10 protein-coding genes are annotated in these 12984 nt (G+C 72.7%); 3 read left to right on the plus strand and 7 right to left on the minus strand.

Annotated features, from left to right (window positions below; all coding sequences use genetic code 11):
• The first annotated feature begins 244 nt into the window (after positions 1-244).
• A complete protein-coding gene (locus tag RCR19_RS15050; protein WP_331265627.1) occupies positions 245-859 on the plus strand; it encodes an RDD family protein in 615 nt (204 codons plus the stop codon).
• A gap of 67 nt (positions 860-926) precedes the next feature.
• On the opposite strand, the gene purH is transcribed toward RCR19_RS15050, so the two are convergent.
• Together purH and purN are read right to left on the minus strand one after the other, a co-directional pair.
• Positions 927-2492: a bifunctional phosphoribosylaminoimidazolecarboxamide formyltransferase/IMP cyclohydrolase gene (purH, locus tag RCR19_RS15055; protein WP_331265628.1), complete on the minus strand. Its 1566-nt coding sequence runs from the start codon at positions 2490-2492 to the stop codon at positions 927-929.
• Positions 2489-3139, minus strand: coding sequence for a phosphoribosylglycinamide formyltransferase (gene purN / locus RCR19_RS15060; protein ID WP_331265629.1), 651 nt, complete (start codon positions 3137-3139; stop codon positions 2489-2491). The genes purH and purN overlap by 4 nt, the downstream gene beginning before the upstream one ends.
• Positions 3140-3493: 354 nt before the next feature.
• Here purN and RCR19_RS15065 point away from each other — a divergent pair, with 354 nt between their 5' ends.
• Positions 3494-4312 carry a hypothetical protein gene (locus tag RCR19_RS15065; protein ID WP_331265630.1) on the plus strand — a complete coding sequence of 273 codons (819 nt, stop codon included), beginning with the start codon at positions 3494-3496 and terminating at the stop codon, positions 4310-4312.
• Between the two features lie 51 nt (positions 4313-4363).
• On the opposite strand, the gene RCR19_RS15070 is transcribed toward RCR19_RS15065, so the two are convergent.
• The gene (locus RCR19_RS15070) at positions 4364-6094 is read right to left on the minus strand and encodes a DUF6350 family protein (RefSeq protein ID WP_331265631.1); all 1731 of its coding nucleotides are present in this window, start codon (positions 6092-6094) and stop codon (positions 4364-4366) included.
• Positions 6095-6201: 107 nt separating this feature from the next.
• On the opposite strand from RCR19_RS15070, the gene RCR19_RS15075 reads away from it, so the two are divergent.
• Positions 6202-7239 carry a sigma factor-like helix-turn-helix DNA-binding protein gene (locus RCR19_RS15075; RefSeq protein ID WP_331265632.1) on the plus strand — a complete coding sequence of 346 codons (1038 nt, stop codon included), beginning with the start codon at positions 6202-6204 and terminating at the stop codon, positions 7237-7239.
• 73 nt (positions 7240-7312) lie between these two features.
• On the opposite strand, the gene sucD is transcribed toward RCR19_RS15075, so the two are convergent.
• The 4 genes from sucD to RCR19_RS15095 all read right to left on the minus strand — a co-directional run bounded on the left by sucD (position 7313) and on the right by RCR19_RS15095 (position 12910).
• Positions 7313-8197, minus strand: coding sequence for a succinate--CoA ligase subunit alpha (gene sucD, locus RCR19_RS15080; RefSeq protein ID WP_059127258.1), 885 nt, complete (start codon positions 8195-8197; stop codon positions 7313-7315).
• A gap of 21 nt (positions 8198-8218) precedes the next feature.
• Positions 8219-9400: an ADP-forming succinate--CoA ligase subunit beta gene (gene sucC, locus RCR19_RS15085; RefSeq protein WP_059127257.1), complete on the minus strand. Its 1182-nt coding sequence runs from the start codon at positions 9398-9400 to the stop codon at positions 8219-8221.
• A 460-nt stretch (positions 9401-9860) separates the two neighbouring features.
• On the minus strand, positions 9861-11540 hold the full coding sequence (locus RCR19_RS15090) for a hypothetical protein (RefSeq protein WP_331265633.1): 1680 nt from the start codon (positions 11538-11540) through the stop codon (positions 9861-9863).
• 236 nt (positions 11541-11776) lie between these two features.
• Entirely contained in the window at positions 11777-12910 is a 1134-nt protein-coding gene (locus RCR19_RS15095; RefSeq protein WP_331265634.1) for a hypothetical protein, read from the minus strand.
• Positions 12911-12984 lie beyond the last annotated feature (74 nt).

Raw genomic sequence — 12984 nt, forward strand, 5'->3', positions numbered from 1 at the left:
CCGGATGAACCGCCCGTGGTTCCAATCCGGGCGGCTTCCGCGCCCGACCCGTCCGCCCTGTCCCAAGATCGGTGATGTTGCACTTGGACAACACCTGCGTAATGCCGCTGGACAAGGACTCCACTCCCCCACGACGATGACTGGCGCAGTATCGCGGCCGTGTTGGGGGGCAAACCGCTCATCTGTTGACGATCCTCCGCGCCATTCCGCGTCGTCCCCGATCGTGCTACGGAGGAATCAGGCCATGAGTTTCGGCTCGCCCAACAACCCTTACGGTCAGCCGCAGAACCCGCAGAACCCGCCGTCCGGCTACGGGCAGCCCCAGCCGGGCTACGGTCAGCCCCAGCAGGGCCAGCCGGGCTACGGCTACCCCCAGCAGGGTCAGCCGGGCATCCCCCCGCAGGGCTACCCGCAGCAGCCGGGCGGCTACCCGGGCTACCCGCAGCAGCCGGGCTACGGCGCCCAGCCGCCGTACGCGAACTGGGGCTGGCGCTTCCTCGGCACGGTGGTGGACGTCCTCGTGTTCGTCGTCCCCTACATCCTGGTCGCGATCGGCGCCGCCCAGGACATACCAGCGCTGGCGATCGTCGGCTACCTCATCGTCATCGGCCTGGCGATCTGGCAGCTGATCATGGAGGGCCGCACCGGCCAGACCATCGGCAAGAAGGCCGTCGGCATCCGCCTGGTGAAGGAGGCCACCGGTCAGCCGCTCGGTGTCGGCATGGCCTTCGTCCGCCGTATCGCCCACTTCCTCGACAGCGTGGCCTGCTACCTCGGCTGGCTGTGGCCTCTGTGGGACGCCAAGAAGCAGACGTTCGCCGACAAGGTGTGCTCCTCGATCGTGATCCGCTCGCAGTGAGCTGTGGTTGAACCGAAAAGGCCTGCGGCCCCTCGTCGAGGGGCCGCAGGCCTTTTCGGGCTCCGGCTCAGTGGAAGAAGTGGCGCGTCCCCGTGAAGTACATGGTCACGCCCGCCTCCCGGGCGGCCTCCACGACCTGTTCGTCGCGGATCGAACCACCCGGCTGGACAATGGCCTTGACACCCGCGGCGATCAGGATCTCCGGCCCGTCGGGGAACGGGAAGAAGGCGTCCGAAGCGGCGTAGGAACCCTGGGCCCGCTCCTCCCCCGCCCGCTCGACGGCGAGCTTGCAGGAGTCCACCCGGTTGACCTGGCCCATGCCGACGCCGACCGAGGCCCCGTCCTTGGCCAGCAGGATGGCGTTGGACTTGACCGCGCGGCAGGCCTTCCAGGCGAAAGCGAGTTCGCGCAGCTCGTCGGGACCGAGCGCGTCACCCGAGGCGAGGGTCCAGTGGGCGGGGTCGTCGCCCTCGGCCTGCAGACGGTCGGTGACCTGCAGGAGCGCACCGCCGTCGATCTGCTTGATCTCGGCCGGGTTCTCCGGGCCGTCGGGCGCCCGCAGGACCCGGATGTTCTTCTTCTTGGTGAGGACCTCGAGCGCGCCCTCCTCGTAGTCCGGCGCGACGATGACCTCGGTGAAGATCTCGGCGACCTGCTCGGCCATCTCCTTGCTCACCGGACGGTTGACGGCGATGACGCCGCCGAACGCGGACAGCGGGTCGCAGGCGTGCGCCTTGCGGTGCGCCTCGGCGACGTCCGCGCCGATCGCGATCCCGCAGGGGTTGGCGTGCTTGATGATGGCGACGCAGGGCTCGGCGTGGTCGTACGCGGCACGGCGCGCGGCGTCCGTGTCCGTGTAGTTGTTGTACGACATCTCCTTGCCGTGCAGCTGCTCCGCCTCCGCGAGGCCGCCGCCGCTGCCGTCCACGTAGAGCGCCGCGGGCTGGTGCGGGTTCTCGCCGTAGCGCAGGGTGTTCTTGCGCTCGTAGGTGGCGCCCAGGAAGTCCGGGAAGGCGGAGTCGTCGACGGGCGCGTAGGAGGACGCGAACCAGGAGGCGACGGCGACGTCGTAGGCGGCGGTGTGCTGGAAGGCCTCCGCGGCGAGCCGCTTGCGCGCCGTGAGGTCGAAGCCGCCGCCGCGGACGGCTGCGAGCACGTCGCCGTAGCGCTCCGGGCTGGTGACCACGGCCACGGACGGGTGATTCTTGGCGGCGGCGCGGACCATGGAGGGGCCGCCGATGTCGATCTGCTCCACGCACTCGTCGGGTGAGGCACCGGACGCGACGGTCTCGCGGAAGGGGTAGAGGTTGACCACGACGAGGTCGAAGGGCTCGACGCCCAGTTCGTCGAGCTGCGCGCGGTGGCTGTCGAGACGCAGGTCGGCGAGGATGCCCGCGTGAACCTTGGGGTGCAGGGTCTTGACCCGGCCGTCCAGGCACTCGGGGAAGCCGGTCAGCTCCTCGACCTTGGTGACGGGCAGGCCGGCGGCGGCGATCCTCGCAGCGGTGGACCCGGTGGAGACGAGCTCGACGCCCGCCTCGTGCAACCCGCGGGCGAGGTCCTCGAGCCCGGTCTTGTCATAGACGCTGACGAGCGCGCGCCGGATGGGCCGCTTGGTGCTCTCGGCGGTCACTGGATAACTACCTTTCGTCCCTCGATGCGATAGCCGTTGCGGGCGAGCCGCCCCACGACCTCGACGAGCAGCCTTCGCTCGACTTCCTTGATGCGCTCGTGCAGAGCGCCCTCGTCGTCCTCGTCCCGGACCTCCACCACTCCCTGAGCGATGATCGGCCCGGTGTCGACGCCGTCGTCGACGAAGTGGACGGTGCACCCGGTGACCTTGGCGCCGTACGCGAGCGCGTCACGCACACCGTGGGCCCCGGGAAAACTGGGGAGCAGGGCGGGATGGGTGTTGACGAACCGTCCGCCGAACCGCGCGAGGAACTCCTTGCCCACGATCTTCATGAAGCCGGCGGAGACGACGAGGTCGGGCTCGTACGCGGCGACTGCCTCGGTGAGGGCGCTGTCCCACGCCTCCCGGCTGTCGTGGTCCTTGACCCGGCACACGAAGGTGGGCAGCCCGGCGCGCTCGGCGCGGGACAGGCCCTCGATGCCGTCTCGGTCGGCGCCGACGGCCACCACCTCGGCGCCGTACACACGGACTCCGGTCTCGGCGACGGCGTCGAGGAGCGCCTGGAGGTTGGTGCCGGACCCGGAGACCAGGACGACCAGGCGCTTGGCCGCGGACTCGGTGACGGTCTCGGCCACGGACTCGGCCACGACGGGGCCCTTTCTCGGGGAAGCGGTTGTGCGGTCGCTCGGCAGAGCGCTTGTATGTCGGCAGAGCGTTTGTATGGTCGTACGAATGCTTTGCGCCCCCGGATACGGGGAAGTCTACGAAGCGGACGACCGCCAGCAACGATACCGGCACTCCGGACGGCCCCCGCGGGACGGGGGCGTGGCCGGGAGGTAGCGTCTGGGGAGGAGCCGCCCGGTGAACGGGCGGTCGACTCGGGGAACGACGCACCTGCGTGGGACGTTGTCCGGGAACGGGTAGGCCCGCGGGGTACACCCCGCGGCGAGTTCCACGAACAAGCCGCACGCCGGAACCACCAAGGGGAAGACGCACACCTGATGCCGGATCGCAGTCTCCGACTCCCTCCGCTGCTGCTGCGCGAGCGGCGCCCTTCGCCCGTGCCGCCGCCGGAGGGCACGAAGACCCCCCAGAACGGGGACGACTCCGCACACGGCGGATCGGCGAGCGGCGGCCGGGACACGAAGACGCCCCCGGACGACAACCCCTTCGCACCGCCGCCGGAGGGCACTCCGGACCGGCCCTGGCAGCCGCGTCACCCGGCGCCCGGCCGGGATCAGGGACAGGGGCAGGGGCAGGAGGGCTCCGGCGAGGGCGGACGCACCCCGTGGGGCAGCCAGTGGAGCGACCGGCAGCCCGGCCCTTCGACGGGCGGGCGGTTCGGCGACCGCCCCGGAAGCCCCGGCGGACAGGGCGGGCCCGAGGGCCCCACCGGTTCCGGCCGGCCCGGTACGGGCATGCGCTGGGACCCCACGGACCCGGTGCAGCGCCGCGCTCGCTACGCGCTGCTGGCCGGCATGTGGGCCTTCTTCTTCGCCCTCTTCAGCTGGTCCTACGTCGCCCTGCTGCTGGGCGCGCTCGCGTTGTACTGGGGCTCGAGCGCGCTGCGCGCCAAGCCCCGCGACCCCGAGCCGAAGGCCGCCGCGTCCTCCACGGCCCGCCCGCAGACGACGGCCGCGATCAGCGGACTGGTCACGGCGTCCCTGGCGATCGCGATGGTGGCGGCCACGTTCACGGCGCATCTGGTCTACCGGGACTACTACACCTGCCTGGACGACGCCCTGACGACCACGGCGAAGCACTCCTGCAACGATCTGCTGCCCAAGGACCTGCGGAACGTACTGGGGACACAGGGCTGAGCATGGACGGGGCGCACGCGCGGCCCCGACCGCCGCGACACACGGTCCGCCTCAGGCACCCGGTCCGGGCGCCTCGGGAGGAGACGGTTTCGGACGCTGCGACAGCAGCGGATCGTCCGCCGACAGCTCCTCGTACTGCTTGAGTTCGAGGTCCACCCACGCGGTGTTCGGCCCGAGAGCGGGGTCCTCCGCGGGCAGCGCCTCGTACGGCCTCAGATCGGGGTCCTCCCACGCGCCGTGCGGCGCGGGCCCGGGGTCCCTCCAGGCCCGGTGCGACCCGGGACCGGGGTGGTCCCACGACGCACGGGGCGCGGCGCCGGGGCGCTCCCACGCGGCGTCCGCGTTCCGGCCCCTGTGGGTGTCCGCCGGTTCCGCAGCCGTCGGGGACGGGACCGCGGCCGCCCCCTTGCGCGACTCCTTCGGCTTGGTCCGCTTCTTGCGCGCCTCGGAGCCCCGCAGCCGCCATGCCCGCACCCCCAGGGCCACCGGCACGCCAAGCCCCACCGTCCAGCCGGCCGCCGCACCGCCCACCTGCCATCCGACCGGTCCGAAGCGCGCCAGGGCGGCGACCCCGAGCGGCCCGCCCGCCGCCTCCGCGAGACCTCCGAGCAGCAGCCCGCACAGCACCCCGGCCACGACGACCGCTCCCACGGCGCGCCCCACCGGCCACACCGCCGCACGCCCGCGCTCTCGCCCCTCGCACGCGGCCCGTGCCACGAACCAGCCCACCGTCACCCCCGCCGCGGCCGGCACCGCCGCCACCGCCCACCACAAAGGCCCGCCCCCCGCCCTGGGCACGGCCGCCAGCAGAGGAAACGGCGGCAGCAGGGCGGGCGGGCGTGTCGACGACAGCGGCCCCGTCACATGCCCCACGCCCAGCACGAATCCGGGCCCCAGTCCGTACGCCGCACCCCACACGGCCGCGTTCGGCACCAGCGCCATCGCGAGGAGCAGCACCCCCCAGCGACCCGACCATCCGTCCGCGAGCTGGTGGAACGTCGACTGCGCGGCCTCGCCGTGCCACAGCAGTGACACCCCCACGAGCAGCGCGCCCCCGCCCACCAGCACGGCCGTTCCGGCCATGGCCGCCCTCAGGGAGTCCCCCAGCCGCACCCGTCCCTCGGCATCGACGGCTCCGGCGGTGACGACCTGCCGTACGACCGAGGGCAGCCGGTCCAAGGCCCGGCGCGCGCTTCGCGGCAGACGTCCGCACGGACGCCCGTACGCCGTCCACACTCCGGCTCCCGCCGCCACGACCACGGTCAGCGGCAGATGCATCGCGGACCACGCCCACGCCGGGCGCAGTGTTCCGTCCGTGGCGTACAGCGTGGCCACCGCGGACACCGCGAGATAGCCCGTCACCACCCCCGTCCAGGCCGTGCGGACGTCGACGAGCGGCGCCCCGGCCTCCGCGGTCTCCTCGCCCTCGCCGTCCGTCACATCGCGTGCGGCCCGGTGCAGCAGCCACACCGGCACCGCGGCCAGCAGCAGCGGAGTGACACCGACGGGCGCGGGCAGGCCGGAGAGCGTCTCGGTACGGACGAGCACGACGCCGTGCGCCAGCAGCCACAGTGCCGCCGCCACGCGCAGCGCACCGCCGGGCCCGTTGTCGGGATACGGGGAACTGATCCAGAGCACCATCACCAGCAGGGCGAAGGAGCCGAGCCCCAGCACGGCCGCGACGGCGCCCGCGGCGAAGGCCTCGCCCAGATGGGGCCAGCGGTCCCGCAACCGGGTGCGCAGGGGCGACAGCGGGAATCGGCGATCGGTCCATTGGGTCACCCCGCCATGCTGCCAACGACACGCGCTTTACCGGCGTAACGGGCAAAGCGCCGCTGTGTCGCCCAATATACGTTTATGTACTTTTACGCACGGAGGGCAGCCCAGTGATGCAGAGCACCGCCTCCCAGCTGCCGGACCCCAAGGAATGCCGACGCCTCCGCAGGAGCCAGTCGCTGACGCAGACTCAAGTGGCGGTCACACTGGGCGTCTCCCTCGAAGAAGTACGCGACTGGGAGAACGGTCTGACGGAACCGCACGGCCGGCGGAGGCGGGCGTACGCGCAGCTGCTCGCCGAATGGGCGGCGCACGAGAGGACCGAGGGCAGCGCGCGGGACTGGACCACCACCCGTCCGCTGACTCCGCATCAGGCGTTCGACGGCCTTTACCGGTTCTGCGCCCCGGCCCTGGTGCGTCAGGCCTATCTGCTCACCGGCCGCACCGGCCTCGCCCGCGAGGCGGTCGAACGCGCCTTCCAACTGGCCTGGCAGCGCTGGCCCGAGGTCGCCCTGGACCGCGATCCGCCCAGCTGGGTGCGCGCGGCGGCACACGAGTGGGCACTCTCCCCCCGGCACCGCTTCCGGCTGCGCCACCGCCGCCGCGATACGCCCGCGGACCCCGCTGACCGGGCCCTGCTGGACGCCCTTCTGACGCTGTCCCCGATCCATCGGCGCACCCTGGTGCTCCACGACGGTGCCGGACTCGGCCTCGCGGAGACCGCGGCCGAGACGGAGGCGAGCACCGCGGCCGCGGCCGCCCGGCTGCAGCGGGCCCGCGAGACGCTGTCCGACCTCGTGCCGGACCAGGCGGCACCCGAGGTACTGCCGGACAGGATGGCCGACTTGGCGATGTCCGTCCCGCTCCGCGCCGCCCGGCCGCCCGCGGTCCGCTCCGTCGGCGAGCGCAGAGCCCGTCGCGGGAACCGGATGGCCGTGGTCTTCACGGCCGCCCTGGTGGGTGCCACCGCCCTGACCCTCAACATGGCGACGGACCACTACGAGCGACCGGTGCCCGAGGGAACGGCGGTCATCGACCTCCCGCCCCAGGTCGCCATGGGTCCGCTGTCCGCCAAGCAACAGCGACTGCGGCTCCTGCTGAAGAAGCAGGCCCACAAGGGGCCGGCGCGCCTCGTCCCACAGGCGCGCTGACGTCGGCCCCGCACACGCCGGTGGGCCCGCCTCCCGAGGGAGACGGGCCCACCGGCGTTCAGCCGGGAAGGACTCAGCCGGCGAGGATCTCGCGCGCCAGCTTGGCCGTCTCGGTCGGGGTCTTGCCGACCTTGACGCCCGCGGCCTCCAGCGCCTCCTTCTTCGCCTGGGCGGTGCCCGACGAACCGGAGACGATGGCGCCCGCGTGACCCATGGTCTTGCCCTCGGGCGCGGTGAAGCCCGCGACGTAGCCGACGACCGGCTTGGTCACGTTCTCCTTGATGAAGGCCGCGGCCCGCTCCTCGGCGTCGCCGCCGATCTCGCCGATCATGACGATCAGGTCGGTGTCGGGGTCGTCCTGGAAGGCCTTGAGGGCGTCGATGTGCGTGGTGCCGATGATCGGGTCACCGCCGATGCCGACGCAGGTCGAGAAGCCGATGTCACGCAGCTCGTACATCATCTGGTACGTCAGCGTGCCGGACTTCGACACCAGGCCGATGCGGCCCGGCTTGGTGATGTCGGCCGGGATGATGCCGGCGTTCGACTGGCCGGGGGTGATCAGGCCGGGGCAGTTCGGGCCGATGATGCGGGTCTTGTTGCCCTTCTTGCCGGCGTACGCCCAGAAGGAGGCCGAGTCGTGCACCGCGATGCCCTCGGTGATGACCACCGCGAGCGGGATCTCGGCGTCGATGGCCTCGATGACCGCGTCCTTGGTGAACTTCTCCGGGACGAAGATGACCGTGACGTCGGCGCCGGTCTTCTCGACGGCGTCCTTGACGGAGCCGAAGACCGGGATCTCCGTGCCGTCGAAGTCCACGACCTGGCCCGCCTTGCGCGGGTTCACGCCACCGACGATGTTCGTGCCGGAGGCCAGCATGCGCTTGGTGTGCTTCTGGCCCTCGGAGCCGGTCATGCCCTGGACGATGACCTTGGATTCCTTGGTGAGGAAGATAGCCATGGTTGTCTGTGACCTCGTCCCTTACTTCGCGGCCGCAGCCAGCTCGGCGGCCTTGTCGGCCGCGCCGTCCATGGTGTCCACACGCTGTACGAGCGGGTGGTTGCGGTCGTCCAGGATCTGGCGACCGAGCTCGGCGTTGTTGCCGTCGAGACGCACGACGAGCGGCTTGTTGACCTCTTCGCCCTTGGACTCGAGGAGCTCCAGGGCCTGCACGATGCCGTTGGCCACCGCGTCGCAGGCGGTGATGCCGCCGAAGACGTTGACGAACACGGACTTGACGTCCGGGTCACCGAGGATGATCTCCAGGCCGTTCGCCATGACCTCGGCGGAGGCGCCACCGCCGATGTCGAGGAAGTTGGCCGGCTTGACGCCCTTGTGGGCCTCACCCGCGTAGGCGACGACGTCCAGGGTCGACATGACCAGACCGGCGCCGTTGCCGATGATGCCGACCTCGCCGTCGAGCTTGACGTAGTTGAGGTTCTTCTCCTTGGCCGCGGCCTCGAGCGGGTTGGCCGCCGCCTTGTCGTGGAGCTCCTCGAACTCGGGGTGACGGAACTCCGCGTTGTCGTCCAGGGAGACCTTGCCGTCCAGGGCGATGACGTCACCGGAGGCGACCTTGGCCAGCGGGTTGACCTCGACGAGGAGGGCGTCCGACTTGACGAAGGTGTCCCACAGCGTGACCAGGACGTGGGCCACCTTGTCGGCGACCTCGGCCGGGAACTTGGCCGCGGCCACGATCTCCTGGGCCTTGGCCTCGTCCACGCCGTCGATGGCGTCGATCGCGATCTTGGCGACGGCGTCGGGGCGGGTCGCCGCGACCTCCTCGATCTCCATGCCGCCCTCGACGGAGGCGATGGACAGGAAGGTGCGGTTGGCGCGGTCGAGGAGGAAGGAGACGTAGTACTCCTCGACGATCTCGGGAGCCGTCTCGGCGATCATGACCTTGTGGACCGTGTGGCCCTTGATGTCCATGCCGAGGATGTCCGTGGCGCGGGCGACGGCCTCGTCCGGGGTGGCCGCCAGCTTCACGCCGCCGGCCTTTCCGCGGCCACCGACCTTCACCTGCGCCTTGACGACCGACTTGCCGCCCAGCCGCTCGGTGATCTCGCGCGCCGCCTCAGGCGTGTCGATGACTTCACCGGCCAGCACCGGTACACCGTGCTTGGCGAAGAGGTCCCTCGCCTGGTACTCGAACAGGTCCACGCGCTTCCGTCCCTATCAGTGATCTCGCGGTTCGTTGGATGCGTGGGCGTGCCGCGAAGGGCAACGTGACGTCCGCTGTGGGTCACAAGGGAGGCGCACACGGTGTCCGAGCACGCGGCATGTCCGTCTCGCAGGTTATCGCCGCTTGAGGTGGGGCCCTAAATCGCAGATCACACCTGAGCGGTGATACCGGTCACACGTGCGGCAGAGCGGGCGCGGGCCCCCGGGGACGCGGCGGAGCGGCAGGGTCCCACCGGGTTGGGGTTGGCCCGGTGGGACCCCTTGTGCCGCCCCTCAGGGCGCCGGGACGGATGGACCCCACCCCAATGGGGCCATCCGTCCCGGCCCGCGGGGCTCTCGGTCGGGCCGGTCGACGGCTTTCGGCCGCCCGGTCCTCGACCCCCGCGGAGTCCGGTGGATGCCGTACGGAGCGCGCCGCGCTCCGTACGGCATCTCGGGGTCAGACGGAGTACGTCTCGCCGTGCTCCGGCTGCGGGTGCTGCGGAACGACGGCCTCGGCGACGCCCCGGACACCGGTCACGGCGTGCTCGCCCAGCGCGGCGCCGGAGGCACGGACGTTCCCGGCGAGGCCACCGGCGAACGGCGGGACCTGGCCCGCGACCCCCTGTGCGAGAGGGCCTGCCGCACCCGCGACACCGCCGGCGAACGGCGGCACCTCGTCCGCCACGCCGTACGCGAGGTTCGCGGCGCTGCCCGCCACGCCGTACGCGACGGGCCGCACGGTCTCGTGCACCGTCCGCACCGCCGGCCGCACCGCGCCGCCCACGCCGTCCACGAACGGCGGCACCTCCTCGCCCACGCCGTACGCCGATGCGGTGGCGCTTTCGACGACATCCCCGGCGAACGGCGGGACCTGGCCCATGACACCCGCCGCGAAGGGGGGCACCTCGTCCACCACGCCGTGCACCGACCGCGCGGCGTCCCCGACGGCCCGCCCGGCGACGGGGACGGTCCCGTGGACGGCCGTACCGGCGACCGGCGGCAGGACGGAGTCCGCGGTGTCGCCGGTCACCTCCCCGGTCACGCCGTGCACGACCGGCCGCACATCGGCGCCGGCCCCGTACCCGAGCGCGGACGCACCACCGACGGCATGCCACGCGAGCGGCCGCACGTCCGCAACGACGCCGTCGGCCAGGCCGGTCGTGTGCCCCACGGCGTGCCCGGCCGCCGGCAGCACACCGCCGAGGACCGTGCCCGCGACCGGGGGGAGCACCGCTACGGCCGTCCCGGCGGCCACCGGCCCGACCGTGCCGGGCACGTCGGTGACCGTGCCGACGACCTGCTGCCTCAATCCCGTGACGACTCCGGTGACATGGCCGGGAACGGCGGAGGCACTCGCGCCCGCGGTGGCCCCCGCCTCGTCCGCCACGACGGTGGACTCGGCGACCGCCTGTCGCGCGGCGCCGTGCACACCCTCCGCGGTACGCCCCGCGCCTGCCACGGTGCTCTGCACCCTTGTGCGCACCGGACCGCCGACGCCCCCCGCCTGGGCGCGCGCGGCGTTCTGCACACTCTGGAGCCTGGTCTGCGCGGCGGCGAGTGCCTGCTCCACCTCGGGGGCGAAGGCGGAGAGGGGGCCGAACAGGTAGTCGATCTCGTCCCGCGGCGCGGTCGCGTCGGACACGGCGACGGTGGCCGCGACCGTGGCGTGGTCCGCCGTGGCGGCGGCCCGGGGCACGACGGTGTGCGCGAGGCCCCGTGCCTGCGAGAGGCCCTGGGCCTGCGAGAGATGCGACACGGCCGCACCCGCGCCGGAACGCCGGTCCGCCCGGCCCGCGTCGGCCGTCGCCTTCCCCACCCGGGCCTCGGCCCGGGCCGGGGTGTGAGCGGCATCGGAGACGGTGGAGTGGGCCGTTGTGGCCGTGTGCCGGGCGGTCGAGGCGGCGCCGTCCACTGCCGTGCCGTGCGTGACGCCGGAAACCGTGTTGTGCACACCGGCGACGACGCCGTCCAGGGTGTCGGTGACCGCGCCGACCGTGTCCGCGGCGTTGATGCCCACGTCGGGGGTGGACGCGGAGGCGGCGGGCAGTTCGTCCGCGTCGGCGACGGCGGAGCCGAGCGCCCATGCGCCGGTGACTCCGGCGGCTATGACGATGGAACGTCGGATGTTCTTGTTCATACGTGCGTCAGTTCCTTCGGGAATCCGTGAGTTCGGGACGTACCGGTTCCGAGTCCTGCGCCGGTGTCGGTGGGGGTCGACGGATCCATGGGGGTCATCGGGGACCTGCGGCCATGGAGGTGTTCCGGCTGTGGCGGCTCGGGATCCGGTGGCTTCCGTCCGGGACCGGGGGTCCGGACGGAGGGCAGACCGGTTCCGTCCCCGCGCATCGGGGCGCGCGGGGCGGAGGTGCTGACCTAGCCGGGGAACTCGGGGATGTCCCGGTGCCGGTCCCGGGTCCCGTCCATGGTGACGACCGCGGTGCCGCCCCGCATCAACGGCAGCGGCGCCCGGTCGCCGAACGCCACGGCGTGCGCGTCGCCGTGCCGCGGCACACCGCCGTCGGCGGCCGGCTGGTCGCCGTACGAGCCCGGATCACCGCCCGGGGCCTGTTGCGCGGGCGTCTGCGAGGGCCGGGCGGCGTGGTGGGCGTGGTGCGCGGGCGGCGCCACCGGGGCCTGGACGGCCACCGCCGGGAATCCGTGCGCTTCGCTCTTCCGCCGTTCGACCGCGCTCGGGTGCCCGCTCCCGTCCGGCTGCTGCGGGGCCGACGGGGCGGGCAGCGTGTGCACCGGCGGCGTCGGCAGTCCGGGAAGACGCGGCAGCCGGGGAAGTTCGGGCAGTTGCGGGAGCGAGGGCAGCGACGGCTGCACCGGTGCGTCCGGCAGCCCTTCGGTCACCGTCCCGACAAGGCCCCCGACGGGCCGAGCGACCGTGTCGCCGACCGGCTGCAGAAGCTTGCCGACGACGGGCCGCACCACATGACGGAGGGTCTGGTCGACCGCGGGAACCGTCCGGAGCACCGAGGCGACCGGGTCGGCCGGCGCAGCGGGTACGGACGCGCGGGTCACCGGTGCGGTGTGCGCAGGGGCGGCGGGCGTTCCGGAAACGCCGGTGGTGTGCCTGACGGCGGGCAACAAAACCGGCGCGCCGTGCGATGTGTGCCCCACCGGTGAGGCCGTACCGGTCCGGTGAGCGGCCGGCCCGGTCGCGCCGGAGTTCTTCACCGCTCGTCCGACCGTCCTGCCGACGGTCTTCCCGATACCTCGCACCCCGCCCTCGATCGGGTGCACGGCGTCGGCCGGAGCACCGGCCCCGACCCGAGCCGCGGATGCCTGCGGCGTCCCGTCGGCCGCCTGGGCGTGCCCGGCGCTGAGGAGCCCCAGTGCCAGCAACCCGCCCGCCACCAGCATCAGATGGAGCGCACGCCGCCCGGCCGCCGTACGCATCGTGCGCAGTGCGGCACCGGCGAAGGGAAGTGCGGCCGGCAGGGTCACGACGAGGAGGGCCTCCGTGCGGCGGAACGAGGCGATACGGAGCGAACGGCGCATCGCCGAGGGTGAAGCGCCGTCGATCCTTGCACGGAACTCCTGCGGTTGCGCAAGTCCCCTGTTACCGATGGGTA

The sequence above is a fragment of the Streptomyces sp. WAC07094 genome (assembly GCF_036320405.1).
GTDB lineage: Bacteria > Actinomycetota > Actinomycetes > Streptomycetales > Streptomycetaceae > Streptomyces > Streptomyces lannensis.